Genomic DNA, 26,103 nt, shown 5'->3' on the forward strand with positions numbered 1-26,103 from the left:
TCTCACTCGTCCGGATGGGGCCGGTCTTGGCACTATGTGGCGATGGCGGCCCCGAAACAGACCGAGAAGGGTGAACGGCGCCGCGCCCTGCTGGTGGCGGCGGCAGCGGACCTGCTGGCCGAGAGCGGGTTCGACGCGATCCGCCACCGCGCCGTCGCCGAGCGCGCCGGGGTGCCGCTGGCCGCCACCACGTACTACTTCTCCTCGCTGGAGGACCTGGTGTCCGCCGCGCTCGACCGGCTGGCCCGCACCGAGCTCGCGGACGCCCACGACTGCCTCGCCCGGCGCGACGACCCGGCCGAGATCGTGCTCGACCTGCTCCTCGGGCCGCGCTCGCGCACCGACGGCCTCGACGCCGTCCTGTGCCGGTTCGAGCGGCTGATCGGTTCCGGCAGGCGCCCGTTCCTGGCCGGGCTGCTGCGGGCCCAGCGCGTCGAGTTCGACGCCCTGCTCGACGAGGCCCTCACCCGCGCGACCGGCCGTCGCCCGGGGCCGGGGGAGGTCCGCAGGCTGACCGCGCTCGTCGACGGTGTCGTCCTCACCGCGCTGATCGAGGCCGACCCCGACCCGCGTGCGGTCGGCCGGGTCGCGCTGCGCGAGGCGTTGGACGCGCTGCCCCGGACGTGAGCCCCCGGGTGTGAGCCTGTGCTCCCGGCCGTGGCGGGGCCGTGAGCAGCCATTACCATCGCGCCACGTGATTCCCAACGTGCTGGCCGCGCGCTACGCGAGCCCCGAGCTGGTCCGCCTCTGGTCTCCGGAGTACAAGATCCAGCTGGAGCGACGGCTGTGGATCGCGGTGCTGCGCGCCCAGCGCGACCTGGGCATCGAGGTGCCGGCGTCGGTGATCGACGACTACGAGGCCGTCGTCGAGCAGGTCGACCTGGATTCGATCGCCGCCCGTGAGCGCGTCACCCGGCACGACGTGAAGGCCCGCATCGAGGAGTTCAACGCCCTCGCCGGCCACGAGCACGTGCACAAGGGCATGACCAGCCGCGACCTCACCGAGAACGTCGAGCAGCTGCAGATCCGGCTGTCGCTGGAGCTCGTCGCCGACCGGACCGTCGCGGTCCTGGCGCGGCTCGGGCGTCGCGCGTCGGAGTACGCCGAGCTGGTCATGGCCGGGCGCAGCCACAACGTCGCCGCGCAGACCACCACCCTGGGCAAGCGGTTCGCCTCTGCGGCCGACGAGCTGCTCGTCGCGCACGCCCGGCTGGAGGACCTGCGCTCGCGCTACCCGCTGCGCGGGATCAAGGGCCCGATGGGCACCAGCCAGGACATGCTCGACCTCCTCGACGGCGACGCGGCCAAGCTCGACGAGCTGGAGCGGCGCGTCGCCACGCACCTCGGGTTCGCCGAGGCGTTCACGAGCGTCGGGCAGGTCTACCCGCGCTCGCTCGACCACGACGTCGTCACCGCGCTGGTGCAGCTGGCGGCGGCGCCGTCGTCGCTGGCCACGACGATCCGGCTGATGGCGGGCGCCGAGCTCGCCACCGAGGGCTTCGCCCCCGGCCAGGTCGGCTCGAGCGCCATGCCGCACAAGATGAACGCCCGTTCCGCCGAGCGCATCAACGGCCTCATGGTGATCCTGCGCGGCCTGTCGGTCATGACCGCCGACCTCGCCGGGTCCCAGTGGAACGAGGGCGACGTCTCCTGCTCGGTGGTGCGCCGCGTCGCGCTGCCGGACGCGTTCTTCGCCCTCGACGGCCTCTACGAGACCACCCTGACCGTGCTCGACGAGTTCGGCGCCTACCCGGCCGTGATCGCCCGTGAGCTCGACCGCTACCTGCCGTTCCTCACCACCACGGCGGTGCTCATGGCGGCCGTGCGGGCCGGGGTCGGCCGGGAGACCGCGCACGAGGTCATCAAGGAGCACGCGGTCGCCGTCGCGCTGGCGATGCGCGAGCAGGGCCAGGCCGACAACGACCTGCTCCAGCGCCTCGCCGGCGACGACCGGCTCGGCCTGCCCGTCGGCACGCTGGACCGGCTGCTGGAGGACCCGCTGCGCTTCACCGGTGCCGCGTCCGCGCAGGTCACCACCGTCACGGAGAAGATCGCCGCGATCACCGCGAAGCACCCCGAGGCCGCCGCCTACACCCCCGGAGGGATCCTGTGAGGCTCGTCCACTCCGGCAAGGTCCGCGAGCTCTACCTCGACGAGTCGCGCGACCCGGCCCAGCTGCTGCTCGTCGCCTCGGACCGGCTGTCGATCTACGACGTGGTGCTCCCGACGCCGGTCCCGGACAAGGGCGCGATCCTCACCGCGCTGTCGTTGTACTGGTTCGAGCGCACCGGCGACCTCGTGCCCAACCACGTCATCGGCACCGACGACATCCCCGCCGAGTTCGCCGGGCGCGCCGTCCGCTGCCGTCCGCTGGAGATGCTGCCGGTCGAGTGCATCGCCCGCGGCTACCTCACCGGCCTCGGGCTCAAGGAGTACCAGCGCACCGGGGCCGTCTCCGGCGTCACGCTGCCCGCCGGCCTGGTCGAGGGCTCGAAGCTGCCCGAGCCGATCTTCACCCCGACCACCAAGGCGCCGGTCGGCGAGCACGACGAGTTCATGACCTTCGACGACGTCGTGGCCCTGCTCGGCGCCGACACCGCGGCCCGGCTGCGGGACCTGACCCTGGAGGTCTACCGCCGCGGCGCCGAGTCCGCCGCGCAGGGCGGGATCCTCGTCGCCGACACCAAGCTGGAGTTCGGCCGGGACGCCTCCGGCGAGATCGTGCTGGGCGACGAGGTGCTCACCCCGGACTCGTCGCGGTTCTGGCCCGCCGACTCCTACGAGCCCGGTCGCGTGCAGTTCTCCTTCGACAAGCAGTACGTCCGCGACTGGTCCGCCGGTCTGGACTGGGACCGCACCGCTCCCGGCCCCGAGGTCCCCGACGACGTCGTGAAGGTCGTCCACGACCGCTACGCCGAGGTCTACCACCGGATCACCGGTACCCCCTGGACCTCACCCACCGCCTGACCCCGCGACGGACGTGGCGACCCACGCGCGGGGCACCGGGGAGGCCGCCGGCCGCCGTGGTGGCGGCGCCGAGGTGCCGGTCAGGCCGGGGGCAGGGCGTCGAGCAGGGCGCGGGCCGTCGGGGCGTCGGTGACCAAGCGGTTGAACAGGCCCGCCCTGGCCCCGCCGACGATGCTCGGCACCTTCTCCTCCCCGACGGCGACGGCGATCGTCCGCGGCACCCGGCGCAGCTGGTCCGGGGAGATCCGCACCATCCGGTCGCTGCCCGGGAAGGCGATCGGGCGTCCGTCGGCGCGGTAGAAGTTCAGGCAGACGTCGCCGACCCCGTCCTGCAGGCCCTCGTCGTCGAGCGGGACCGAGGTCGAGATCGACGCGCGGCCCGCGGGCGGGGCACCGACGCCGACCAGGGCGGCCTGGGCGCGCGTCCAGAACCCGGTGACCCGCCGGAACTCCGGGTCCTCGGCGAGCGTGCGGCTCATCGCCGGCGACGGCATGGCCTGGGTGAACAGGAAGTGCGGGCGCCCGTGTCCGCGTTCGGCGACCGACCGGACGATCTCGTTGGTCTGGTGCCACGCCTCGGGCTCGGCGACCCCGCCGACGGTCGGCACGATCTCGCAACCGGCCAGCGCGGGCAGCGCGGTGTGGCTGAGCTCCCACACGGTGCGCCCCGAGGAGACGAGCAGGACCTCGCCCGCGCGCAGTCCGGCCTCGCGCAGCGCGTCGCCGACCGGCTCGGCGAGCGACGCGCCGAGGTCGGTCGCGGTCCGCGGGGCCAGCCACACCCGGTCCAGCCCGAGCGCGGCGGCGAGCCGGGCCGCGTCGTCGCCGCCGGTCCGCAGCGTCTCCGGATCGTGCACGGTGATCTGCACGATCCCGACCCGGCGGGCCTCGGCGAGCAGCCGGGACACGGTCGGGCGCGACACCGTGAGCCGGTCGGCGATCGCGGCCTGGTTGAGCTCCTCGACGTAGTAGAGCCGTGCGGCCCGGTGCATCAGCCCCAGGTCGCGCCGGGAGAAGTCGTGCGGCGCCATCACCGTCCCCCTCCGTGGGTCGCTCCGATCGAACCCTACTGCACGTTTGTTCAAGTCGGAACCGATGTGTTGACGGATGTTCACGAGAGAACGCATGCTCACGGCCAGACGCATGCAGTAGCCCGCATGGCACCAACGGAGGTTTCGCCGTGGCAGAGAACATCCCCACCCGGATGCAGGCGGTCGTCGTGCACGGCCCCGAGGACTACCGCATCGAGGAGGTGGACGTCCCGAAGCCCGGGGCCGGTGAGCTGCTCATGCAGGTCGAGGCCGTCGGCGTGTGCGCGAGCGACCTGAAGTGCTACCACGGCGCCGCGAAGTTCTGGGGCGACGAGAACCGCCCCGCCTGGGCCCAGACCGGCGTGACCCCGGGCCACGAGTTCGTCGGCCGGATCGTCGCCGGCGACGACGAGGGCCTCGCCCTGCACGGCGTGTCCGTCGGCGACCGCGTCGCCTGCGAGCAGATCGTCCCCTGCGAGCAGTGCCGCTACTGCCTGCGCGGCCAGTACTGGATGTGCGGCCCGCACGACATGTTCGGCTTCCGCAACTTCGACGGCGCCATGGCCCAGTACATGCTGGTCCCGACCCGCGCCAGGGTGCACCGGGTCTCGCCGGACCTGGAGCCCCAGCACGCCGCGTTCGCCGAGCCGCTGTCCTGCGCGCTGCACGCCGTCGAGCGCGCCACGATCTCCTTCGACGACGTGGTGGTCGTCGCCGGGTGCGGTCCGATCGGCCTCGGCCTGATCGCCGGCGCCCGCGCGAAGAACCCGCGCCTGCTGATCGCCCTCGACCTCGACGACGAGAAGCTGGAGCTCGGTCGCCGTACCGGTGCCGATCTCACGATCAATATCTCCCGCGAGGACGCGGTCGCCCGGGTCAAGGAGCTCACCGACGGCTACGGCGCCGACGTCTACCTGGAGGGCTCGGGCGCCGTCCCGGCCGTCGCGCAGGGGCTGAACCTGCTGCGCAAGCTCGGCACCTACGTCGAGTACTCGGTGTTCGGCTCCGAGGTCACCGTGGACTGGTCGATCATCTCCGACGACAAGGAGCTCGACGTCCGCGGCGCCCACCTCGGCCCGCACTGCTGGCCCGCCGCGATCAAGATGCTGGAGGACGGCAAGCTCCCGATCGCCGACATCTGCACCCACCAGGTGCCGCTCGCGGAGTTCCAGAAGGCCCTCGACCTGGTCGGCGACACCTCCGGTGCGTCGGTGAAGGTCTCGATCCTCCCGAACGCGTGAGGGCCGCCATGTCGACGACGACACCGCACGAGACCTTCCTCGACCGCATCGGCATCCCGCACAGCCTGCGCTGGGGCTTCCTCGGCGTGCTGGTCTTCATGACCGGCAACGGGACCGAGTCCAACTTCATCTCCCCGCACATCGAGGCGGTGCTCGGCTCGCCCGAGGCCACCGTCGCGACGATCATCACCGGCTACAGCCTGGCTGTGCTCGTCGCCAGCTACCTCTCCGGAGCGCTCGCCGACCTGTGGGGGCCGCGCCGCGTCATGACCCTCGGTGTCGCCGTCTGGGTCGTGTTCGAGGTGCTGTTCCTGCTGAGCCTGCAGATCGGCAGCCTCCCGCTGGTCGCCGCCACCTACTTCCTGCGCGGCTTCGGCTACCCGCTGTTCGCGTTCGCCTTCCTGGTGTGGATCAACGTCGTCACGCCCTACTCGCGCAACGGCGTCGCCGTCGGCTGGTTCTACGTCATGTTCACCGGCGGCCTGCCCACGCTGGGCTCGCTCTTCGCACTCGGCATGATCCCGGCCTTCGGCGGGAGCACCGGCGGCGAGACCGCCGCGATGGTCGGCTCGACCGCGCTCGTGGTCGCCGGGTACCTGATCGCCCGCTTCGGGGTGCACGAGCCGCACGCCACGCAGCGGCTGGCGCCGGCGGGGGAGACCACCGGCCAGGTGCTGACCGCCGGGCTGCGGCTGACCGCGGCCAACCCGAAGATCCTCATGGGTTTCCTGGTGCGGCTGATCAACACCGCGCCGCAGTACGGCATGTTCATCATCCTGCCGACGGTCATCGCGGTGGACCTCGGCTGGGGTCAGAGCCGCTGGCTGACCATGACCGTGTTCGTCTACGCGACGAACATCCTGGTCAACGCGGTGTTCGGGGCCGTCGGCGACCGGTGGGGCTGGCGTCGCACCGTGCAGTGGTTCGGCGTGTTCGGCTCCGCGGTCGGCCTGCTGCTCTGGTGGTACGTGCCGCAGCTGGTCCCGGCCGGGTCGACCTGGGGATTCTGGGTCTCGGTCGCCGCGGGCTGCGTCTTCGGCTGCCTGCTCGCCGGGTTCGTCCCGATGGGCGCGATCATGCCCGCGCTCGCACCCGACCACCAGGGCGCCGCGATGGCCATGTACACCACCGCCGCCGGTGGTGCGGCCTTCCTCGGTTCGGGTGTCGTCGCCCTGATGCTGGCGCTCGGCACCGGCAACGTCGGCGTCGTGTGGGCCTTCGTCGCCCTCTACGCCGCGGCCTTCGTGATGGTCTCGTTCCTGAACGTGCCGCAGGACGCACCCGAGCCCCGCGCCGCCGTCGCGACCCCCGTGAAGGAGACCTCGTGACCAGGATCCACGACGACCCCGCCACGTTCGCCGACGACCAGTTGGCCGGTTTCCTCGACCTCTACGCCGACCGTGTCCGAGGGGTGCACGGCGGTGTGGTCGCCCACCGTGGCGACGGCGGCCCGCAGGTCGCCGTCGTCATCGGGGGCGGCTCCGGCCACTACCCGGCGTTCTGCGGGACGGTCGGGCCGGGGATGGCACACGGCGCCGTCGTCGGCAACATCTTCACCTCGCCGTCGGCGGCCCAGGCCTACTCGGTCGCGAAGGCCGCCGACCAGGGCCGCGGCGTGGTCTTCAGCTTCGGCAACTACGCCGGTGACACGATCAACTTCGGGATCGCCGCCGACCGGCTGCGCGCCGAGGGGATCGACACCCGCGTCGTCGTGGTCACCGACGACGTCGCCTCCGCCGACGAACCGTCGCGCCGCCGCGGGATCGCGGGCGACTTCACCGTGTTCAAGGCGATGGGCGCGGCCGCCGCACGCGGTGCCGACCTCGACGAGGTCGAGCGCATCGGGAACCGGGCGAACGCCGCGACCCGCACGCTCGGCGTCGCGTTCTCGGGCTGCACGATGCCCGGCGAGGACGAGCCGCTGTTTACCGTCCCGGACGGTCACCTCGGTCTCGGCCTGGGCATCCACGGTGAGCCCGGCATCCGCGACGTCCCGATGCTGCCCGCCCGCGAGCTGGCGGAGCTGCTGGTCGACGACGTGCTGAAGCACGCGCCCGCGGGAGCGCCCGGCCGGGTCGGGGCGATCCTCAACGGGCTGGGCACCACCAAGTACGAGGAGCTGTTCCTGCTGTGGCGCCACGTCGCGCCGCGGCTGCGCGACGCCGGGTACGCGATCGTCGACCCGGAGGTCGGCGAGCTCGTGACCAGCCTCGACATGGGCGGCTGCTCGCTCACCCTGATGTGGCTCGACGACGAGCTGGAGCCGCTCTGGCGGGCGGACGCCTACACCCCCGCCTACCGCAAGTCCGCGGCCCCGGTGGCGGCGCTGCGCGAGCCGACCGCCGACGAGCTCGCCGAGGCCGACGCCGTCGTCACCGCACCCGCCGCGAGCGGGGCGGCCCGCGGGCTCGCCGGCACCGTGCGCACCGCACTGGCGGCGGTGGAGTCGACGATCCGCTCCCACGAGCACGAACTCGGCCGCATCGACGCCGTCGCGGGCGACGGCGACCACGGCCGCGGCATGCTCAAGGGCATCACCGCCGCCACCGCCCGGGTCGGCGAGCTCGGCGACGACGTCGGCGGCGGCTGGGCGCTCCAGCAGGCGGGACAGGCCTGGGCCGAGCGCGCCGGCGGCACCTCGGGGGTGTTGTGGGGCGCCGCGCTCGAGGCGTTCGGGCGGCACCTCGGCGACACCGCCGACGGCTACCCGGCCGCGACCGTCGTCGCCGGGACCCGGGAGTTCGCGACGACGATCCAGCAGCTGGGCGGGGCGCAGGCGGGGGACAAGACCCTGCTCGACGCGCTGCTGCCCTTCGTCGACGAGCTGGAGCGCCGGGTCGGTGCCGGCGAGGACCTGGCCGGCGCGTGGACGGCCGCCGCCGCGACCGCGACCGGCGCCGCCGCCGAGACCGCCGACCTGAGGCCACGGATCGGACGGGCCCGCCCGCTGGCCGAGAAGAGCGTGGGCACACCCGACGCCGGGGCGACCAGCCTCGGCCTGATCGTCACGGCCGTCGCCGACGTCCTGACGTCGCAGGAGGAGCAGACGTGAGCGAGAAGCTGCGCATCGTGGTGGGCGCCGACGACGCCGGCTACGACTACAAGGAGAAGCTGAAGGCCGACCTGGAGGCCGACGACCGCGTCGCCGAGGTGGTCGACATCGGCGTCGGCGCGGACGGGCACACCGCCTACCCGCACATCGGCGTCGCCGCGGCCCGCCGGATCGCGGACGGGGAGTCCGACCGTGGCCTGCTCATCTGCGGGACCGGGCTGGGCGTGGCGATCTCGGCGAACAAGGTGCCGGGGGTTCGTGCGGTCACCGCGCACGACCCGTTCTCCGTGGAGCGCTCGGTGAAGTCCAACAACGCGCAGGTCCTCTGCATGGGCCAGCGCGTGGTCGGCATCGAGCTCGCGCGCACGCTCGTCGACGGCTGGCTCGACCACCGGTTCGACCCGGCGAGCGCGTCGGCGGAGAAGGTCGCCGCGCTCGACTCCTACGACCGGCGCGACGGCGAGCGCCTCGCCGAGGCGGAGACCGTCGGGACGGACTGCTGATGTTCGACCTCACCGGGTCGGTCGCGCTCGTCACCGGGGCCGCGTCGGGGATCGGCGCCGAGGTGGTCCGGGCGCTCGCCGGGCAGGGCGCGGTGGTCGCCGCCGCGGACCTGCGCACCGACGGAGTCCCGGACGTCCGCGCGTCGACCCACGTCGTCGACGTCGCGGACCCCGACGCCGCGGCGGCCTGCGTCGACGAGGTCGTCGCCCGGCACGGCCGGGTCGACGTGCTGGTCAACTCGGCCGGGATCGCGCGCCTCGCCCCCGCCCTGGAGCTGGGGATCGACGACTGGCGCCGCACCCTGGACGTGAACCTCACCGGGTCCTGGCTGATGGCCCGCGCCGCGGGCCGGGTCATGGTCGGGCAGGGGTACGGGCGGATCGTGAACCTCGCCTCGCAGGCGGCGAGCAGCGGGCTGGAGCAGCACGCGGCCTACTGCGCGTCCAAGGCTGGGATCAACGGGCTCACCCGCACCCTCGCCGTCGAGTGGGGGCCGCACGGGGTGACGGTGAACGCCGTCTCGCCGACGGTCGTGCTCACCGACCTGGGCCGCGCGGCGTGGGACAACCCGGCCGGGGACGCGCACCGCGCCGAGATCCCGGCGCGCCGCTTCGCCGAGCCGTCGGAGGTCGCCGCGGCCGTCGTCTACCTGGCCTCGGCCGAGGCCGCCATGGTCAACGGGGCCGAGCTGCGGGTCGACGGCGGGTTCACGGCCCGCTGAGAACGCCCGCCGATCGTCGTCCGCGCGATCCGGCGGCTCCACCCGGGGTTCATCTCGGTCGGGTCGGATGGGGCCATGAGCACGCTGCTGGTCTCGCTGTCCGGCCTGACCGACTCCGACGACGCCGACCGCGCCCGCGCCGCCGCGTTCGCCGCGGAGCTGGACCGGCGCGGCGTGCCGCTGACCCATCTCGTGCAGCCCAAGGGTCCTGAAGGACCGCTGCGCCGCGGCGACGACCTGGTCCGCTGGATCGCCGGCCGCGTCCGAGCCGGGGACGACCTGCTCCTGCACGGCTTCGACCACACGAGCGACCCGGTGGGGGCCTGGCAGAACGGCACCGTCCCGCGGATCGGGCGGCGCACCGAGTTCGGCGCGCTGCCCCGGCACGAGGCGGGCCTGCGGCTGACCGGTGCCCGGCGCATCCTGCTCGCGACCGGGCTGTCCACCGACGGCTTCGCCCCGCCCGGCTGGATGGCCTCCGAGGGCACCCTCGACGCGCTCGCCGACCTCGGCTTCGGCCTGTGCGCCGACGAGACGACCGTCCGCGCGACCGGCGGTCCGGTGCTGCGCTCGCGGGTGCTCACCTTCCGCTCGTCCGAGCCCTGGCGGGGCGAGCGCCGTGCGGGGGAACGCCGTCGCGGACGGGCGCTGGAGCAGCAGGCCGTGCGTACCGCCGAGCGCGGAGGGCTCGTCCGGCTCGCGCTGCGGGCCAAGGACCTGCGCCGCGAGCACCGCGTCGAGGCCGCGCTGGCCGCCGTCGACGCGGCGCGCGGAGCGGGCGCCGTCGGCGCCGTGCACCGCACGCTGTTCCGCGCCGCGGCCCCGGCAGCCTAGGAGCTCCCCGGCGATCGGCCCGGTTGTCCACAGTGTGTGTTCCCCTGTGGACAACCGGTGCCACCTGTGGACAGGTGTCAGGTCCGCCGCTCGCCGAGCACGCAGAACTCGTTGCCCTCGGGGTCGGCGAGCACCGTCCAGGACACCTCGTCGGCCGGGACGCGGTGTTGGCCGACGTCGACCCGGGTCGCGCCCAGCATGAGCAACCGGGCGACCTCGGAGTCGCGCACGCCGTCCGGTCGCAGATCGATGTGCAGCCGGTTCTTGGTCCGTTTGCCCTCCGCGACCGGCACGAAGATCAGCCCGGGGGTGACACCCGCGGCCGGCTGGATCTCGAACTCCGCCGCCGAGGCGTTCGCCACCGTCCAGTCCAGGGCCTCGGCCCACCAGCGGCCGAGCCGGATCGGGTCCCGGGCGTCGACGACGACCTGCTCCCACTGCAGCGCCATCAGACGGTGATCGCCTTCTCCCGGTCGGGGACCAGGAGCGTGGTGGCGTCGGGACCCAGGTTGTCGAAGAACCGGTAGTGCAGCGCCGGGTTCGCGAGGGTGCCCTCGTGGATCGGGACGACCGTGCGCGGCGCGACCGCCCGCAGGTAGTCGACGGCCTCGGACACCTTCAACCACGGCGCGCCGGTCGGGAGCAGCAGCGTCGCCAGCTCCTCGACGCCCGGCGGGACGTAGGCGTCGCCGGGGTGCAGGAGCGCGCCGTCGACGAGGTAGCCGTTGTTCGCCACCAGCGGGATGTCCGGGTGGATCTGCGCATGGTCCCCGGACCCGACGACGGTCACCTCGGCGCCACCGAGGGCCAGCACGTCGCCGGGGGCGGCGGTGCGGGCGTCGATGCCGTCCAGCTGCTCGGCGGTCTGGCCGTCGGTGACCAGGGCGGCGTCGGGGTTGGCGCGCAGCAGTGTGCGCAGCGCGTCGGCGTCGACGTGGTCGAAGTGCTGGTGGGTGACCAGGATCGCGTCCAGGCCGTCGAGGGCCTCGAAGCCGGTGGAGAACGTGCCCGGGTCGAACAGGAGCCTGGCCGACCCGGTGTCGACCAGGACGCAGGCGTGGCCGTAGTGCGTCAGGTGCATGGGACCAGCATGCCCGGTCGGGGGGTGGGTGGCACGTCGCTCCGCTCAGCCGAGCGCTCGCAGCACGGCCCGTTCCTCGGCGTCGGTGAGCCCGGCCCGGCGCTCCCGACCGGCGCCGAGCCCACGGTCCCACGCCAGCGCGGCGCGGGCGGTGTCGGCGAGCGGGCGGGGGGTCAGGCCCGCGGCGAGCGTCGTGGTGACGTCCCGGTCGACCATGCCCCAGAGCTCTTCCGGCAGCCGGAGCGGCAACGACCGCGGGCCGGCCCAGATCCCCACGCCCTGCTCCGCCAGCGTCGGTTCCGGGATCCGGACGAGCTCCAGGTCGTCGGCGCCCACGGCGGCGGCGGTCTCGGCGAGCACCCGGTCCAGGGTGGACCGCGGGCCGGCGCCGTCGTGGGTGCCGGTGGTGCCGTCGGCCGCGCAGGCCACGATCCAGGCCGCGAGGTCGTCGACGTCGACGAGCTGCATCGGCTGGGCGGGCACGTCCGGGACGACCACCCGGCCCCCACGGGCGAACCGGTCCGCCCAGTAGCCGTAGCGGTCGGACAGGTCGCCGTGCCCGCACATCAGGCCGCCGCGCACCACGTGCGCCCGGTCGCCGGCCCGTTCCCGCACGGCCTGCTCGCTCGCGACCTTCGCGGCGCCGTAGACGTCCGGGTCCCGCTTCGCGAGCTCCTCGTCGGGCCGGCCGTGCAGCGGTGCCAGGGTCGGCTGCGCCACGGTCCCGCCGCGCAGCGACAGGTCGGCGTAGGCGTTGACCGAGGAGACGAAGGTCCAGTGCCCGAACCGGCCGTGCAGCGCGTCGAGGGCGTCGCGGACCCACGGCGCCGACATCGTCGCGACGTCCACGACGGCGTCGAACGTGCGCCCGTGCAGCGCCGCGGCCAGCGCCCCGGGCCGGGACCGGTCGGCGATCACCGCCTCCGCGCCGTCCGGTGGCGCCCCGGAGACACCACGGGACACGCAGGTCACCGCGTGCCCCGCGGCGAGCGCCGCCGCGGCGACCGCGCGGGAGAGGAACACCGTGCCACCCAGGACGAGGATCCGCATGGGCCGATGGTGAGGGCACGCACGTCGAGCCGTCGCCCCTGTTCACCGTAGGCTGACCCCGTGGCCAGAGTGGTGGTGGACGTGATGCCCAAGCCCGAGATCCTCGACGTGCAGGGTCAGGCCGTGACCCGGGCGCTCGCTCGGATCGGTGTGTCCGGGGTGAGCGGGGTGCGGCAGGGCAAGCACTTCGAGCTGGAGGTCTCCGACGGCGTCGACGACGAGACCCTGCACCGGCTCGCCGGTTCGCTGCTGGCGAACCCGGTGATCGAGGACTGGACGGTGACCCGGCTGTGAGCACCCGCGTCGGTGTGATCACCTTCCCGGGGACCCTCGACGACGCCGACGCCGCCCGCGCGGTCCGCCGCGCCGGCGCCGAGGCCGTCCCGCTGTGGCACGGCGACCACGACCTGCAGGGTGTGGACGCCGTCGTCGTGCCGGGTGGGTTCTCCTACGGCGACTACCTGCGCGCCGGGGCGATCGCGAGCCTGGCGCCGATCATGACCGAGGTCGTGGCGGGCGCCGGGCGCGGTCTGCCGGTGCTCGGCATCTGCAACGGCTTCCAGATCCTCTGCGAGGCACACCTGCTCCCGGGCGCGCTCGTCGCGAACGCCGGGCTGCACTTCCTGTGCCGGGATCTCGAGCTGACCGTGGAGAACGCGCAGACCGCGTGGACCGGCGACTACACCGCGGGGGACCGGCTGACGATCCCGCTGAAGTCGCAGGAGGGGCGCTACGTCGCCGACGCCGCGACCCTCGACGAGCTGGAGGGCGAGGGCCGCGTGGTGTTCCGCTACAGCGAGCCCGCCCCCAACGGCTCGACGCGTGACATCGCCGGCATCACCAACCCGGCGGGCAACGTCGTCGGCCTCATGCCGCACCCGGAGCACGCGACCAGCGGGCTGACCGGCCCGTCCGCCGACGGCCTCGGCCTGTTCACCTCGGTGCTGGCCCGGGCCACCGCCTGACCCGGCGCCCGACCCACCGTCGACGCACGGCCCGGCCGGTGGTCCCCGCGGACCACCGGCCGTCTCCGTCTCCGACCCCTCCCGGGGCCCGCTGTGGGGAACCCCGCCTGTGGGCCCCGGCACCGTGCCGGGACGTGGACCGGGGCGGTCCGTCTACCCTGGCCCCGTGACGCAGTCCCAGGTGCCGGTCGATTCCGTCAAGCACGCCGAGGCCACTCCGGAGCAGCCGCAGCCCTTCCGGGAGCTGGGGCTCAAGGACGACGAGTACGCCCGCATCCGGGAGATCCTCGGCCGCCGGCCCACCGACGCCGAGCTCGCGATGTACTCGGTGATGTGGAGCGAGCACTGCTCCTACAAGTCCTCCAAGGTCCACCTGCGCTACTTCGGTGAGACCACCACCGAACAGATGCGCTCGACGATGCTCGCCGGGATCGGCGAGAACGCGGGTGTCGTGTCCGTCGGCGACGGCTGGGCGGTCACCTTCAAGGTCGAGTCGCACAACCACCCGTCCTACGTCGAGCCCTACCAGGGCGCGGCGACCGGTGTCGGCGGCATCGTCCGCGACATCATGGCGATGGGCGCGCGCCCGATCGCCGTCGGCGACCCGCTGCGCTTCGGCCCGCTCGACGCCGACGACACCGGCCGGGTGCTGCCCGGCATCGTCGCCGGGGTCGGCGGCTACGGGAACTGCCTCGGTCTGCCGAACGTCGCGGGCGAGGTCGTCTTCGACCCGTCCTACGCGGGGAACCCGCTGGTCAACGCGCTGTGCGTGGGCGCGTTGAAGACCGAGGACCTGCACCTCGCGTTCGCCTCCGGCACCGGCAACAAGATCATTCTGTTCGGGGCGACGACCGGGCTGGACGGCATCGGCGGTGTCTCGGTGCTGGCGTCGGAGACCTTCGACGCCGAGAGCGGCGGCACCGGGCGCAAGAAGCTCCCGAGCGTCCAGGTCGGCGACCCGTTCACCGAGAAGGTCCTCATCGAGTGCTGCCTGGAGCTGTTCGCGGCCGGGCTGGTCGTCGGCATCCAGGACCTCGGTGGTGCCGGGCTGTCGTGTGCGACCTCCGAGCTCGCCTCCGCCGGCGACGGCGGCATGCACGTCGACCTCGACGCCGTTCCGCTGCGTGCCACCGGCATGACCGCCGCCGAGATCCTCTCCTCGGAGTCCCAGGAGCGGATGTGCGCGGTCGTGACCCCGGAGAACGTCGAGGCCTTCCTCGCCGTCTGCCGCAAGTGGGACACCATCGCCACCGTGATCGGCGAGGTCACCGACGGCGACCGCCTGGTGATCACCTCCCAGGGGGAGACCGTCGTCGACGTGCCGCCGCGCACCGTCGCCCACGAGGGCCCGGTCTACACCCGCCCGGTCGCCCGGGACGACGCGAAGCAGGACGCGCTGAACGCGGACTCGCCGGAGGCGCTGCCCCGCCCGGAGACCCCGTCCGAGCTGCGCGCGGAGATCCTGCGGATGGCCGCCGCGCCGAACCTCGCGTCGCGGGCCTGGGTCACCGACCAGTACGACCGCTACGTGCGCGGCAACACCGTCGCCGCGCACGGCGCCGACTCCGGGGTCGTGCAGGTCGACGAGTCCACCGGCCGCGGCATCGCCGTCGCGACCGACTGCAACTCCCGCTTCGTCGCGCTCGACCCGTACGTCGGCGCGCAGCTCGCGCTGGCCGAGGCCTACCGCAACGTCGCGACCTCCGGCGCCGTCCCGCTCGCCGTCACCGACTGCCTGAACTTCGGCTCGCCGGAGGACCCGCACGTCATGTGGCAGTTCGAGCAGGCCGTGCGCGGCCTCGCCGACGGCTGCGCGGTGCTGGGCACCCCGGTCACCGGCGGCAACGTGAGCTTCTACAACCAGACCGGGACGACGGCGATCCTGCCGACCCCGGTCGTCGGCGTGCTCGGCGTGATCGACGACGTCACCACCGCGGTCCGGTCCGGGTTCGCCGGTGCCGACGGCGACACGGTCGTCCTGCTCGGCACCACCACCGCCGAGTTCGGCGGGTCGGAGTGGGCGCACGAGGTGCACGGGCACCTCGGCGGACGGCCGCCCGCCGTGGACCTGGAGCACGAACGGCGCCTCGCGCAGCTCCTGGCGGCCGCGGCCGCGGACCGGGCCCTGACCGGAAGCCACGACCTGTCCGACGGCGGCCTGGCCCAGGGTCTGGTCGAGGCCGCACTCGCCGGGGGCCGGGGCGCCCGCGTCGACCTGGCCGGGGTGCACGAGGACTCCTTCACCGCGCTGTTCGCCGAGTCCGCCGGACGGGTGCTGGTCACCGTTCCCGCCGCCGGGGCCGACGCGTTCCTCGTCCGCGCCGCCGAGACCGGTGTTCCTGCGCTGCGGCTCGGCGAGACCGGCGGCGACGTCCTCGACCTGGGCGACGCCGTCGGCGCGGTGCCGCTCGACGAGCTGCGCACCGCCTGGGAGGGCACCCTCCCCGCGCGGTTCGGCGCCGTCTCGGTCTGATGTCCGACCTCCTCGCGGACTGGGTCGACCGGGACGTCGAGCCGGAGCGGGCGGTGCGCAAGGCCGCGGTCAGGGAGTCACTGGACGAGCTGGCCCGGCGTGCCCCCGGCCGCAGCGTCGAGGTGCGGGTCCCGCCGTTCGGTGCGGTGCAGTGCGTCGAGGGGCCGCGGCACACCCGCGGCACCCCGCCGAACGTCGTCGAGGCCGATCCGCGGACCTGGATCGCGCTCGCCATCGGCCGCCTGAGCTGGGACGACGCCGTCGCCACCGGGCGGGTGTCCGCGTCGGGGTCGCGGGCGGGGGAGATCGCCTCGTTCCTGCCGCTGCGCACGCCGTGACCGGACGGGAGCGGTGTGCGACGCCGACGTGACCCCTGTCCCCGTACCTGGGGATGGGTGATCTCGGGGCGTACAGTCGTGCCCTGGTCCCGGTACGCCGCCAGCCGAGGAGCGCCGCGTTGAGTTCCGTCCGGAACGAGCACGTCAGCCCTGAACGAACCCTCTCCCTCACCCCTGTCGCCCCCCCCGCCCCCGAGCCCGACGAGTCAGGACCCCGCGAGGAGTGCGGTGTGTTCGGCGTCTGGGCCCCCGGCGAGGACATCGCGAAGATGACCTACTACGGCCTCTACGCGCTGCAGCACCGCGGCCAGGAGGCCGCCGGCATCGCCGTGTCCGACGGCCGTCGCACCGTGGTGTTCAAGGACCTCGGCCTGGTCAGCCAGGTGTTCGACGAGCAGACGCTGTCCTCGCTGCGCGGGCACCTCGCCGTCGGGCACTGCCGCTATTCGACGACCGGCGCGACGACCTGGGAGAACGCCCAGCCGACGTTCCGGACCACCGCCGCGGGCTCGGGCCTCGCGCTGGGCCACAACGGCAACCTCGTCAACACCGCCGAGCTGCGCGACGCCGTCGCGAAGCTGGAGAACCGCAAGCGGTCCGGGCTGCGCGCGACCACCGACTCCGACCTGCTCACCGAGCTGCTCGCCGCGGGCGCGGCGGACCTCGGCGTCTACGAGGCCGCGATGCGGCTGCTGCCGCGGCTGCGCGGCGCGTTCTCGCTGACCTTCGCCGACGAGAACACCCTCTACGCCGCCCGTGACTCCCACGGCGTCCGCCCGCTGGTGCTGGGCCGCCTGGAGCGGGGCTGGGTCGTCGCGTCGGAGACGGCGGCGCTGGACATCGTCGGTGCCTCCTTCGTCCGCGAGGTCGAGCCGGGCGAGCTCATCGCGATCGACTCCGACGGCATCCGCAGCCAGCGCTTCGCCGCCCCGGAGCCGAAGGGCTGCGTGTTCGAGTACGTCTACCTGGCGCGCCCGGACACCACCATCGCCGGCCGCTCGGTCTACGACACCCGGGTCGAGATCGGCCGCCGGCTCGCCGAGGAGCACCCGGTCGAGGCCGACCTGGTCATCCCGGTCCCGGAGTCCGGCACCCCGGCCGCGATCGGCTACGCCCAGGGCTCCGGCATCCCCTACGGCCAGGGCCTGGTGAAGAACGCCTACGTCGGGAGGACCTTCATCCAGCCCAGCCAGACCATCCGCCAGCTCGGCATCCGGCTGAAGCTGAACCCGCTGCGCAACGTCATCCGCGGCAAGCGCCTGGTCGTCGTCGACGACTCGATCGTCCGCGGCAACACCCAGCGCGCGCTGGTGCGGATGCTGCGCGAGGCCGGCGCGCTCGAGGTGCACGTGCGGATCGCCTCGCCGCCGGTGCGCTGGCCCTGCTTCTACGGCATCGACTTCGCCAGCCGGGCCGAGCTCATCGCCAACGGCGCCGACACCGAGGGCGTCCGACGCTCGATCGGCTCGGACAGCCTCGGCTACGTCTCGGTCGACCAGATGGTCGCCGCCTCCGAGCAGCCACGCTCGCGGCTGTGCTGCGCCTGCTTCGACGGGGAGTACCCGATCCCGCTGCCGGAGGAGGCCCAGCTCGGCAAGCACCTGCTGGAGGACGTCCCGGAGCCGACGGCGTCCGGTGCGGCCTCTGGCGATCCGGGGCCGTTGTCCGTCGGATACGGTGCCGGGGAAGCGCTGACCCGCCCGTAGCGGCACCCGATCACGACCCCGCCCCGACCTGGAGAGACCACGCATGCCCTCGACCGAGCCCGGCCCCGCCAGCTACGCCTCCGCGGGGGTGGACATCGATGCGGGGGAGCAGGCGGTCGAACGTTTTCGTCCGTTCGCCGAGAAGGCGACCCGGCCCGAGGTGCGCGGCGGCATCGGCGGGTTCGCGGGCCTGTTCGCGGCGAAGTTCGGCAAGTACTCCGAGCCGGTGCTGGCCGCCTCGACCGACGGCGTCGGCACCAAGGTCGCGATCGCGCAGGCGATGGACAAGCACGACACCATCGGTCAGGACCTCGTCGCGATGGTCGTCGACGACCTGGTGGTCTGCGGGGCCGAGCCGCTGTTCCTGCAGGACTACATCGCCATCGGCAAGATCGTCCCCGACAAGGTGGCGACACTCGTGCGCGGCATCGCGGAGGGCTGCCAGACCGCGGGCTGCGCGCTGCTCGGCGGCGAGACCGCCGAGCACCCCGGCCTGATGGAGGAGGGCGCCTACGACCTCTCCGCGACCGGTGTCGGTGTCGTCGACGCCGAGAAGATGCTGCGACCCGAGCGGGTCCGCCCCGGCGACGTGCTGGTCGCGCTCGGCTCCTCCGGGCTGCACTCCAACGGATACTCTCTGGCCCGTCACGTGCTGCTCGACATCGCCCGGCTGCCGCTGGCCGGTGAGCTGGAGGAGTTCGACCACTCCCTCGGCGAGGAGCTGCTCGTTCCGACCCGGATCTACGCCAAGGACTGCCTGGCGATCACCGCCGAGACCGGCGTGCGGACGTTCTCCCACATCACCGGCGGCGGGCTGGCCCGCAACCTGGAGCGGGTGCTGCCCGACGGTCTCGCCGCCACCGTGGAACGCGGCTCCTGGACGCCGGCGCCGATCTTCAAGCTGATCCAGTCCCGCGGCCGCGTCGAGCGTGCGGAGATGGAGAAGACGTTCAACATGGGCGTCGGGATGGTCGCGGTGCTCCCGCCCGAGGACGTCGACCGCGCCCTGGCCGTCCTCACCGCGCGGCACGTGCCCGCCTGGATCCTGGGCGAGGTCGGCCGGATCGGCGACGTCGACGGTGCCGGTTCCGGCGAGCTCGGCGCCCGGGTGCAGCTGCGCGGGGAGCACCCCCGCTTCTGAGCGGCCCGTGCCGCCCGGTTCCGCCGGGGCCGGCAGTCCGGTGCGCTCGGTTCCGGTTCGGTGCCCGGCTCCGCGGCGCGTCCCTCCGCCATCCGGCGCGCTCCTCGTACCGTCAGCGTCGCGGCGTCGTCCCGGCCGCCGGCCGGGGACGGTCTCCGCGTGGGAGTCGCTTACCCGGTAAGCGAATTCGGCGCAGGGGGTGTCGCCGGCGCTCGGTCGGGCGTGGCTCAGCCGGGCGGCGACCCGGTCCGGGTCTCCTCGACCGTGCGCTACGCCGGTCCCGGCGGCGACGCCGCGTCCTGCGCGGTCGGTCGGTTCCCGGCGCGGTGCGACTCGCGCAGCATCGGGGGGTGCAGTGCGGTCGCCGGACCCCGGCGGAACAACCGGGGCGGACGCCCGCGGCCACCGGTGACCAGCGTCGTCGTCGGCACGAGGAAGCCGTCGGTGGAGGTCACCTTGCGCTGGAAGTTGCGCGGGTCGAGGGAGGTCTCCCAGACGGCCTCGTAGACCCGGCGCAGGTCGGTCACCGTGAACTCGTCCGGACAGAACGACACGGCGAGCGTCGTGTACTCGAGCTTCGACTTCGCCCGCTCCACACCGTCGGCGAGGATGCGCTGGTGGTCGAACGCCAGCTGCGGCACGTCGTCGACGGCACACCACGCGGATGCGGTGGCCCCGCCGCCCGGCGTCGGCTCCGGCATGTCCGGAAGGAGCGCGAGGTAGCCGACGGACAGGACCCGGCCGCGAGGATCGCGGTCGGGGGCGGCGTAGCTCGCCAGCTGCTCGAGGTGCCCGCAGACGGCGTTGCCGGTGTCGGTCCCGGTCTCCTCGTCCAACCGCCGACTGGCGGTGTGGACCAGATCCTCCTCAGGGCGCACGAAACCACCGGGCAGCGCCCAGTGCCCGAGGAACGGGGGCTCGCCCCGTTCGATGAGCAGCACGTGCAGGCGGTCCGACCGTACGGTCAGCACGACCAGGTTGACGGCGACCGCGAACAGGTTGCCGCGCATCTGCTGAACACCTCGGACGTGACGGGACCGGTGACCACGCCTCCCACGGGAGACAGGTCGTGATCTTGCCCTATCCGAGCGGCCAGGGGAAACCGGCCGGTGCGACCGGTCCGGCGAGCGGGCTCACCGGGTCGGCACGTGCCACGGCGCCCGGACCGTCGCAACACGACGGGGGCCGGGCGCCGAAGTGGCCGTCAACGCCGAGGGTCGTCGTCCTCGTCGTTGTACTTGGCGGCGAGGTCGTCGTACTCGCCGTAGTCGTCCTCGCGGCTGTCCGTCGTCGTCACCGCCGTCGCACTACCGATCTCCCGCTGCAAGGCGTCGAGATCCATAGAAGGGGAGCTGTACTTGAGCTCACGGGCCACCTTCGTCTGCTTGGCCTTGGCTCGTCCACGCCCCATGGCAGGTCCCCCTTACAACAGGGAAGGGGCGGCCGGTCATTGCGCACGACCCGGCGGCCCCTCTCGTCTCATCAATGTCGTGGGACCAACCGTACCCTGCTCACCCCGGAACATGCGACGCGGCACCGCCGTCGTCACAGGCGGACCCGGGCGCGGACCGGTGCGGGACACCCGGGTGTTCACCCGGTGGCCGTCCCACGGTGGTCCGGCCGGGCCGCGCGTCACCCCCGGCGCGCGGCGCCGCCCGTCCGTTCCCGGGCGGCACGGCCCGGCGGCGGGGTGTCCGGGTCCGGCTCGTAGGAGTCCGGGTCGATCGTGGCCGGGGAGACCCGGTCGTCGACGCCCGCGGTCAGCTCGGCGTCGACCGGGACCGACCGCTTGAGCAGCGCGAGCGCCACCGGGCCCAGCTCGTGGTGCTGGACGACCGTGCCCACCCGGCCGACCGTGCGGCCGTCGCGCACCACCGGGTCGCCGGTGCGGGGCAGGTCCTCGTCGCCCGCGTCGAGCATCAGCAGCACCGTGCGCCGCGGGGGGCGGCCCAGGTTCGCCACCCGGGCGACGGTCTCCTGCCCCCGGTAGCAGCCCTTGGTGAGGTGCACGGCGGAGCCGATCCAGCCGACCTCGTGCGGGATGGTGCGGTCGTCGGTGTCGCGGTGCAGGCGCGGCGCGCGCGACTCCACCCGCAGCGCCTCGAACGCGATCGTCCCGGCGGCCCGCGCCCCGGCGGCGGTGAGGTCCGCCCAGCGGGTGTCCTTCGTGCCGCGGGGGACGACGACGTCCGCCGCGTCCCGGCCCGGCCACGGCATCCGTCGCACGAACCCGCCGTCCGGCAGGGCCGCGACGCCGTTCGGCGCATCGGGCACCGGGAGCCCGGCCGCGGCGAGCACGGCGGGGGTCTCGGGGCCGACGACGGACAGCACGGCCAGCTCGGCGGTGACGTCGCGCGGCTCGACCTTCGACCAGAAGACCATCTTGGACAGGTAGTCGAGCAGGGCGGCGCCCTCACCGGGCTCGGTGTCGAGCCAGACCGTGTCCGCCGACGACGCGACGGCCATGTGGTGCAGCACCCGGCCCTGCGCGTCGAGCACCAGGGCCTCGGTGCCGGTGCCGGGCGGCAGCTCGCTGACGTGCTGGGTGAGCAGCAGGTGCAGCCAAGACAGCCGCTCCTCGCCGGTCACCGCCAGCACCTCGCGGTGCCCGCGGTCGACGACGGCCGCCGAGCGGGCCATCGCCCGCTGCTCGGCCGGCGGGTCGCCGTGGTGCGCGGCGACGGCGTCGTCCGGGTCGGGGGTCGAGCCTTCGGCGTCGGTGGTGTCCGGGGTCTGCTCGGATCCGGGAACGGTCACCGGTCTCCCTCCGCGCCCTCGGGGGGCGCCGTGTCGTCCTGCTGGGGGGCTCCTTCGGCGGAGTCCTCTTCTGTGGAGTCCTCGTCGTCGTGCGCACAGTCGACACACGTGCCGGACAGGGCCACGTGCGTCGCGTCCAGGCGGAATCCCAGGTCGGCGAGCGTGCGACTCGCCACATCGGAGAGCAGCTCGGTCGGCGCCTCGTCCACCCGGCCGCAGTGGTGGCAGACGAGGTGGACGTGGCGGTGCTGGTGCTCGGAGTAGGTCGGCGCCCCGTGCCCGAGATGGGCGTGCCGGACGACGCCGAGCTCCTCGAGCAGGTCCAGCGTCCGGTACACGGTCGTGATGTTCACCGCCGGTGCCGTCGCCTGGACCCGGGTGCACACCTGCTCGGGTGTCGCGTGCCCCAGCTCCCTGACCGCGTCCAGCACGAGCTGGCGTTGAGGGGTCATCCGGAGCCCACGCCGGTGCAACGTGCCCTTCAGTGTGCTGTCCACACCGCCGATGGTATTCGGTGTGGCCCGGTAGGATCGGGTCACGAGGACGGTGACCGAACATCGTGTCACGGAACCGTCCGTCGCGGGGCCCGCCACGCCGACGGACGACCGGTGCACGCTGCGTGGTTCGCCGCGACCCCGTCGTCGTGACTACCCTGACCGGCGAGGTCGCGCCGGACCGTCGGTCCGCCGACCTCGAACGTGCCCGTCGAGGGCACCCATGTCGACGACCTGAGGAGAGGCGATGACGGCAGACGGGGCGGACCGCCCGGGCGGTTCCCCGCGGTTCGACGTCGTTCTCCGCGGCTACGACCGGCGGCAGGTCGACGAGCACATCGTCGGGATGCAGCGGGTGATGGGCCGGATGCGGGCGGACCTCGAGGCGCTGCGGAGCAGGCCGATCCCGCCGCCCATGCAGGTGCCGCCGCCCGGCGGGTTCGCCGTCGGGCCGGCGGGTGGGCCACCCCGCCCGGTGCCGCGTCCCGGCCCACGCCCCGTCCCGGGGCCGTCGGACTCCGACCGACACGGTGCCGTCGACAGCTTCTCCGACCGCATGCAGGCGATCCTGCAGAAGGCCGAGGAGGAGGCGGAGGAGATCCGCAACAAGGCCCGTGCCGACGCCGAGCGCGTCGTCGCGGAGGCCCGCAAGCAGGTCGACCGCGCCCGCGCCGACGCCGACCGTGCCCGTGAGCAGGGCGACAAGCTCCGCACGGAGGTCAGCGAGCTGACCCGTCGTCGCGACGAGCTGCGCGCCGAGGTCGGGAAGGACCCGGCCGCGGGGGACAAGGCCCGCCACGAGGTCCGACCGGTCCCCGGTCCGGCGCAGAAGCCCGGTGGACCGGCCGGCGAGGCGGCGTCGTCCGACGACCGTTCCGCCCAGGGCCGCTCCGACCAGGGCCGCTCCGACCAGCCCAAGGCCCGTCCCGACTCCGCGGACCAGCGGCCCGGTCGTCCCGGCCCGCGCCCGGGTGCCCCGGAGCCGCAGCGTCCCGGCTCCCGGTCCGGCGCCGAGGAGCGTCCGGGGGCCGAGCAGCGGCCCGGTCAGCAGGAGCGTCCCGGTCAGAAGGAGCAGGGCTCTGCGCGTCCGCAGAGTTCCCCGAACGGCCGCCCGCAGGCACCCGCGGCGGGTGTCAACGGTGCCGGGGTGAACGGCGCCCGACCGGCGGCCGCTCAGGCGTCGCCGTCGGCCGACGCGGCACCGCGTCCCGGTCCGCGTCCGCAGCCGGGCCCCGGCCCGGGCCGCCAGGACTCCGGGTCCCAGCCCCGGCCGGCCTCGGGTCCGGTCTCGCCCGGCTCCGGTGGGTCGGGCGGTGGCCGTCCGGCCGGCGCGCCGCAGCCCGCCCGGGCCGACGGCGCGGGACAGCGGCCGGGTGGTACCGACGGGGACAAGACCGAGGCGGACAAGAGCTCCGGTCCGCGCCCGGGCCCGCGGCCCGCACCGGGCCCGCGCCCGTCGCCGGCCCCCACCGGGCAGCAGGGTGGTGCCGAGCGTGCCACCGCGGCCCGCCCCGGTGACGAGCCCGAGCCCGCCGAGCTGTTCCGGCCCGCGTCGGGCTCCCGGCCTGCCGAGGCGGAGCCGAAGACGTCGGTGGTGCCGGTCCAGGACCCGCGTCCGAAGTCCGGCGGCGACGCCGAGCGCACGGTCGCGGTCGGCGCCGTCCGCCGTTCCGGTGACACCCCAACGGATGGTTCGCAGAAGCCGCCGGCAGGGGACAAGGGCACCGCGGCCGAGGGCGCGAAGGCCGACGTGGAGCCGCCGACGACCGCGAACCCGGCTCCCGGGCGCGGCCCGGCACGACCAGGTCCGGAGGGCGCGCGCAACGGCTCCGGCCAGGCCGGCCACGGTCAGAACGGTCGTAACGGTGCGTCGTCGGGGTCCGAGCCGTCGTCGCAGGGCGGCGGGAAGGGCAACGGCGCGACCCGCAACGGTTCCGGCACGGCCACCGGGGACAAGGGCCGGACGGACGCGGCGCAGCCCTCGACGGGGACGCGCAGCAGCTGAGGTTCCCCGCGCGGGGCCCGGGACCCCAATAAGGTCCGGGCCCATGCAGCTCGGCTCGTTCACGGTCCCGGTCCTGCCCCTCGTGGCGGTGCTGGGCGCGGGCGTGCTCGTGGTACTGGTCCTGTGGGGGGTGTGGCGTGCGCGCCGCACCTCCGCGCCCGTGCCGCTGCCGCTCGAGCCCCCGCGCACGGTCGCGGACCCGCAGCCGTCCTATGCGGACTGGACCGGTGAGGCGGCCGGTGGTCCGGCCGACCCGCCGCCCCCGGCGCGTGTACGGACCGTCGCCGACGTGGTCGCCGAGCGCGGCGCGGACACGGGTCCGCTGCCGCGGGTGCCCGCGTACGCCGGCGCGGCCGTCGCGTCCGGTGCGGCGCGGCACGCCGCTCCCGACGACGACGGGGACGACGGGGGCGACGGCTCGCTGGAGGCACTGTTCGCCCCGGCCGACGAGCTGCCCGACGCGGCCACCCTCGCCCGGGGCCGTGCCCCGGAGGCGACGGCCGCCGTGTCGCTCGCCGCGGTTCCGCCGGCGTCGGGTGCCGGGGTGTCCGGTGCCGGTGCGCCGGGTGCCGGAGCGTCGGGTGGAGGTGCGTCGGGTGCCGCGGGGGAGCCGCTGCCCCGGCCACGACCGACCCCGCGTTCCCGGTCGACCGGTCTGCGAACGGCCCGGCACACCGATGCCGCCGCCCTGACCGATGCCGCCGCTGACCGGGGCACCGCTGACCGGGCCGCCGCGGACCAGAACGTGCCGGTCCAGGACGCGGCGGACCGGAACGTGCCGGACCGGAACGTGCCGGGCCAGAACGCGCCGGACCGGAACGCCGCGGACCAGGACGCCGCGGACCAGGACACGACGAACCAGGGCGCCGCTGACCAGGACACGACGAACCAGGGCGCCGCTGACCAGGACACGACGAACCAGGGCGCCGCTGACCAGGACGCAGCGGACCAGAGCACCACGCACCAGGATGCGGCGGGGACCTCGGACCACCCGGCGACGCCGTCGGCCCCGGAGTGGCCGGTCGCGCGGCTGCGCGTCGTCGACGACCTCACCGACGTCGTCGCGCCCGGCCCGGACGCCACGCCCGCCGCGGCCGAGCAGACCCCGGCCGGAGACGACACCGCGACCCCGGCGACGGAGCGGACCCCGGTCGACCGGCAGGACACCGCGACCGGTCCGCTGCCGCCCTGGTCGGCCGAGCGCACCGAACCGGCGTCCGAGGACCTCCCCGCGACGTCCGCGATGCCGGCCACACCGGTCCCACCCGCCGTACCGACCCCGCCCACCGGGGCCGCGTCCCGACCGACGCCCGAGCCGGTCTCCCGGGCCGTGCAGCAGGCCCTCGCCGCCCGGGCCGTGCAGCGGGCGCGTCTGCGCGGCGCCGACGCGGTCGTCGACCCGCAGCCCGATCTCCCCGGAGGGGAGCAGCAGGAGCTGCCGCTCGCCGTCGTCCCGCCCGCGGGGGCCCGCACTCCGACGGCCGGCGACGCGAAGGACCGGCTGCTCGGAGTGCTCATCGAGGACCCGGCCCGCGCCGTCGACGCGACCGAACGGCTCGACGACACCCGCGACCGCATCGCCGAGCTCGACGAGGTCCTGCGCCGCCGCCGTGACGACCTGGCCGGCGCCGTCCGGCGCCTGCACGAGTGCGGGCTCGACCCGGCGCAGATCGGCCGGCTCTCCGGGATGGCCGTCGACGAGGTCCGCACCATCCTCGACGGCGAGGACGCCGAGCGCTGAGC

Annotated in this window: 25 protein-coding genes; 17 read left to right on the plus strand and 8 right to left on the minus strand. The window is 74.4% G+C overall.

Features of this window, described 5'->3' with window-relative positions:
- The first annotated feature begins 42 nt into the window (after positions 1–42).
- From Ae505Ps2_RS09160 to Ae505Ps2_RS09170, 3 genes are all read left to right on the plus strand, one after another.
- Positions 43–627, plus strand: a complete 585-nt coding sequence (locus Ae505Ps2_RS09160) for a TetR family transcriptional regulator (RefSeq protein WP_020623689.1) — start codon at positions 43–45, stop codon at positions 625–627.
- Positions 628–694: 67 nt separating this feature from the next.
- On the plus strand, positions 695–2,113 hold the full coding sequence (gene purB, locus Ae505Ps2_RS09165) for an adenylosuccinate lyase (protein WP_198932113.1): 1,419 nt from the start codon (positions 695–697) through the stop codon (positions 2,111–2,113).
- Positions 2,110–2,967, plus strand: coding sequence for a phosphoribosylaminoimidazolesuccinocarboxamide synthase (locus Ae505Ps2_RS09170; protein WP_075308785.1), 858 nt, complete (start codon positions 2,110–2,112; stop codon positions 2,965–2,967). Before purB ends, Ae505Ps2_RS09170 begins: the two co-directional genes overlap by 4 nt.
- Positions 2,968–3,047: 80 nt before the next feature.
- Here the strand turns inward: Ae505Ps2_RS09170 and Ae505Ps2_RS09175 are convergent, their stop codons facing one another.
- Complete coding sequence (locus tag Ae505Ps2_RS09175; RefSeq protein ID WP_075332872.1) at positions 3,048–3,998, minus strand: sugar-binding domain-containing protein; 951 nt, start codon at positions 3,996–3,998, stop codon at positions 3,048–3,050.
- 149 nt (positions 3,999–4,147) lie between these two features.
- On the opposite strand from Ae505Ps2_RS09175, the gene Ae505Ps2_RS09180 reads away from it, so the two are divergent.
- From Ae505Ps2_RS09180 to Ae505Ps2_RS09205, 6 genes are all read left to right on the plus strand, one after another.
- Positions 4,148–5,239 (plus strand): alcohol dehydrogenase catalytic domain-containing protein, encoded by a 1,092-nt coding sequence (locus Ae505Ps2_RS09180; protein WP_075329727.1) that lies wholly within the window; start codon positions 4,148–4,150, stop codon positions 5,237–5,239.
- 8 nt (positions 5,240–5,247) lie between these two features.
- Complete coding sequence (locus Ae505Ps2_RS09185) at positions 5,248–6,567, plus strand: RbtT/DalT/CsbX family MFS transporter (protein WP_075308779.1); 1,320 nt, start codon at positions 5,248–5,250, stop codon at positions 6,565–6,567.
- On the plus strand, positions 6,564–8,291 hold the full coding sequence (locus Ae505Ps2_RS09190; RefSeq protein ID WP_075308777.1) for a dihydroxyacetone kinase family protein: 1,728 nt from the start codon (positions 6,564–6,566) through the stop codon (positions 8,289–8,291). Before Ae505Ps2_RS09185 ends, Ae505Ps2_RS09190 begins: the two co-directional genes overlap by 4 nt.
- The gene (locus tag Ae505Ps2_RS09195) at positions 8,288–8,794 is read left to right on the plus strand and encodes a ribose-5-phosphate isomerase (RefSeq protein ID WP_060713574.1); all 507 of its coding nucleotides are present in this window, start codon (positions 8,288–8,290) and stop codon (positions 8,792–8,794) included. Before Ae505Ps2_RS09190 ends, Ae505Ps2_RS09195 begins: the two co-directional genes overlap by 4 nt.
- On the plus strand, positions 8,794–9,516 hold the full coding sequence (locus Ae505Ps2_RS09200) for a GolD/DthD family dehydrogenase (RefSeq protein WP_075308775.1): 723 nt from the start codon (positions 8,794–8,796) through the stop codon (positions 9,514–9,516). The genes Ae505Ps2_RS09195 and Ae505Ps2_RS09200 overlap by 1 nt, the downstream gene beginning before the upstream one ends.
- Positions 9,517–9,591: 75 nt before the next feature.
- On the plus strand, positions 9,592–10,350 hold the full coding sequence (locus Ae505Ps2_RS09205; protein WP_233147396.1) for a DUF2334 domain-containing protein: 759 nt from the start codon (positions 9,592–9,594) through the stop codon (positions 10,348–10,350).
- Positions 10,351–10,427: 77 nt separating this feature from the next.
- Here the strand turns inward: Ae505Ps2_RS09205 and Ae505Ps2_RS09210 are convergent, their stop codons facing one another.
- Genes Ae505Ps2_RS09210 through Ae505Ps2_RS09220 form a run of 3 tightly spaced genes read right to left on the minus strand, consistent with a single transcriptional unit; the run spans position 10,428 to position 12,481 of the window.
- Positions 10,428–10,799: a VOC family protein gene (locus Ae505Ps2_RS09210; RefSeq protein ID WP_020623699.1), complete on the minus strand. Its 372-nt coding sequence runs from the start codon at positions 10,797–10,799 to the stop codon at positions 10,428–10,430.
- A complete protein-coding gene (locus Ae505Ps2_RS09215) occupies positions 10,799–11,431 on the minus strand; it encodes an MBL fold metallo-hydrolase (RefSeq protein WP_075308773.1) in 633 nt (210 codons plus the stop codon). Before Ae505Ps2_RS09215 ends, Ae505Ps2_RS09210 begins: the two co-directional genes overlap by 1 nt.
- A 45-nt stretch (positions 11,432–11,476) precedes the next feature.
- The gene (locus Ae505Ps2_RS09220) at positions 11,477–12,481 is read right to left on the minus strand and encodes an NAD-dependent epimerase/dehydratase family protein (protein WP_075308768.1); all 1,005 of its coding nucleotides are present in this window, start codon (positions 12,479–12,481) and stop codon (positions 11,477–11,479) included.
- A gap of 60 nt (positions 12,482–12,541) precedes the next feature.
- Here Ae505Ps2_RS09220 and purS point away from each other — a divergent pair, with 60 nt between their 5' ends.
- The 6 genes from purS (at position 12,542) to purM (ending at position 19,104) form a co-directional block, all read left to right on the plus strand.
- Positions 12,542–12,775: a phosphoribosylformylglycinamidine synthase subunit PurS gene (gene purS, locus Ae505Ps2_RS09225; RefSeq protein ID WP_043278022.1), complete on the plus strand. Its 234-nt coding sequence runs from the start codon at positions 12,542–12,544 to the stop codon at positions 12,773–12,775.
- Positions 12,772–13,446: a phosphoribosylformylglycinamidine synthase subunit PurQ gene (purQ, locus tag Ae505Ps2_RS09230; RefSeq protein WP_075308766.1), complete on the plus strand. Its 675-nt coding sequence runs from the start codon at positions 12,772–12,774 to the stop codon at positions 13,444–13,446. The genes purS and purQ overlap by 4 nt, the downstream gene beginning before the upstream one ends.
- A gap of 166 nt (positions 13,447–13,612) precedes the next feature.
- A complete protein-coding gene (gene purL / locus Ae505Ps2_RS09235; RefSeq protein WP_075553560.1) occupies positions 13,613–15,919 on the plus strand; it encodes a phosphoribosylformylglycinamidine synthase subunit PurL in 2,307 nt (768 codons plus the stop codon).
- Positions 15,919–16,257 (plus strand): sterol carrier family protein, encoded by a 339-nt coding sequence (locus Ae505Ps2_RS09240; protein ID WP_075308762.1) that lies wholly within the window; start codon positions 15,919–15,921, stop codon positions 16,255–16,257. The genes purL and Ae505Ps2_RS09240 overlap by 1 nt, the downstream gene beginning before the upstream one ends.
- 230 nt (positions 16,258–16,487) lie before the next feature.
- Positions 16,488–17,963 (plus strand): amidophosphoribosyltransferase, encoded by a 1,476-nt coding sequence (purF, locus tag Ae505Ps2_RS09245; protein WP_249265242.1) that lies wholly within the window; start codon positions 16,488–16,490, stop codon positions 17,961–17,963.
- A gap of 43 nt (positions 17,964–18,006) precedes the next feature.
- Entirely contained in the window at positions 18,007–19,104 is a 1,098-nt protein-coding gene (gene purM / locus Ae505Ps2_RS09250) for a phosphoribosylformylglycinamidine cyclo-ligase (RefSeq protein WP_020626716.1), read from the plus strand.
- Between the two features lie 269 nt (positions 19,105–19,373).
- Here purM and Ae505Ps2_RS09255 read toward each other — a convergent pair whose 3' ends face one another.
- From Ae505Ps2_RS09255 to Ae505Ps2_RS09270, 4 genes are all read right to left on the minus strand, one after another.
- The gene (locus Ae505Ps2_RS09255) at positions 19,374–20,114 is read right to left on the minus strand and encodes an NUDIX domain-containing protein (RefSeq protein ID WP_020626717.1); all 741 of its coding nucleotides are present in this window, start codon (positions 20,112–20,114) and stop codon (positions 19,374–19,376) included.
- A gap of 194 nt (positions 20,115–20,308) precedes the next feature.
- Positions 20,309–20,515 (minus strand): DUF3073 domain-containing protein, encoded by a 207-nt coding sequence (locus tag Ae505Ps2_RS09260; protein ID WP_043281081.1) that lies wholly within the window; start codon positions 20,513–20,515, stop codon positions 20,309–20,311.
- 221 nt (positions 20,516–20,736) lie between these two features.
- The gene (locus Ae505Ps2_RS09265; protein ID WP_075308756.1) at positions 20,737–21,861 is read right to left on the minus strand and encodes a glycine cleavage T C-terminal barrel domain-containing protein; all 1,125 of its coding nucleotides are present in this window, start codon (positions 21,859–21,861) and stop codon (positions 20,737–20,739) included.
- The gene (locus Ae505Ps2_RS09270; RefSeq protein WP_051050347.1) at positions 21,858–22,313 is read right to left on the minus strand and encodes a transcriptional repressor; all 456 of its coding nucleotides are present in this window, start codon (positions 22,311–22,313) and stop codon (positions 21,858–21,860) included. Before Ae505Ps2_RS09270 ends, Ae505Ps2_RS09265 begins: the two co-directional genes overlap by 4 nt.
- Positions 22,314–22,602: 289 nt before the next feature.
- On the opposite strand from Ae505Ps2_RS09270, the gene Ae505Ps2_RS09275 reads away from it, so the two are divergent.
- Together Ae505Ps2_RS09275 and Ae505Ps2_RS09280 are read left to right on the plus strand one after the other, a co-directional pair.
- Entirely contained in the window at positions 22,603–24,360 is a 1,758-nt protein-coding gene (locus Ae505Ps2_RS09275) for a hypothetical protein (RefSeq protein WP_075553562.1), read from the plus strand.
- A gap of 43 nt (positions 24,361–24,403) precedes the next feature.
- Positions 24,404–26,101 (plus strand): hypothetical protein, encoded by a 1,698-nt coding sequence (locus tag Ae505Ps2_RS09280; RefSeq protein WP_075329728.1) that lies wholly within the window; start codon positions 24,404–24,406, stop codon positions 26,099–26,101.
- Positions 26,102–26,103 lie beyond the last annotated feature (2 nt).

The sequence above is a fragment of the Pseudonocardia sp. Ae505_Ps2 genome (assembly GCF_001932425.1).
Taxonomy (GTDB): domain Bacteria; phylum Actinomycetota; class Actinomycetes; order Mycobacteriales; family Pseudonocardiaceae; genus Pseudonocardia.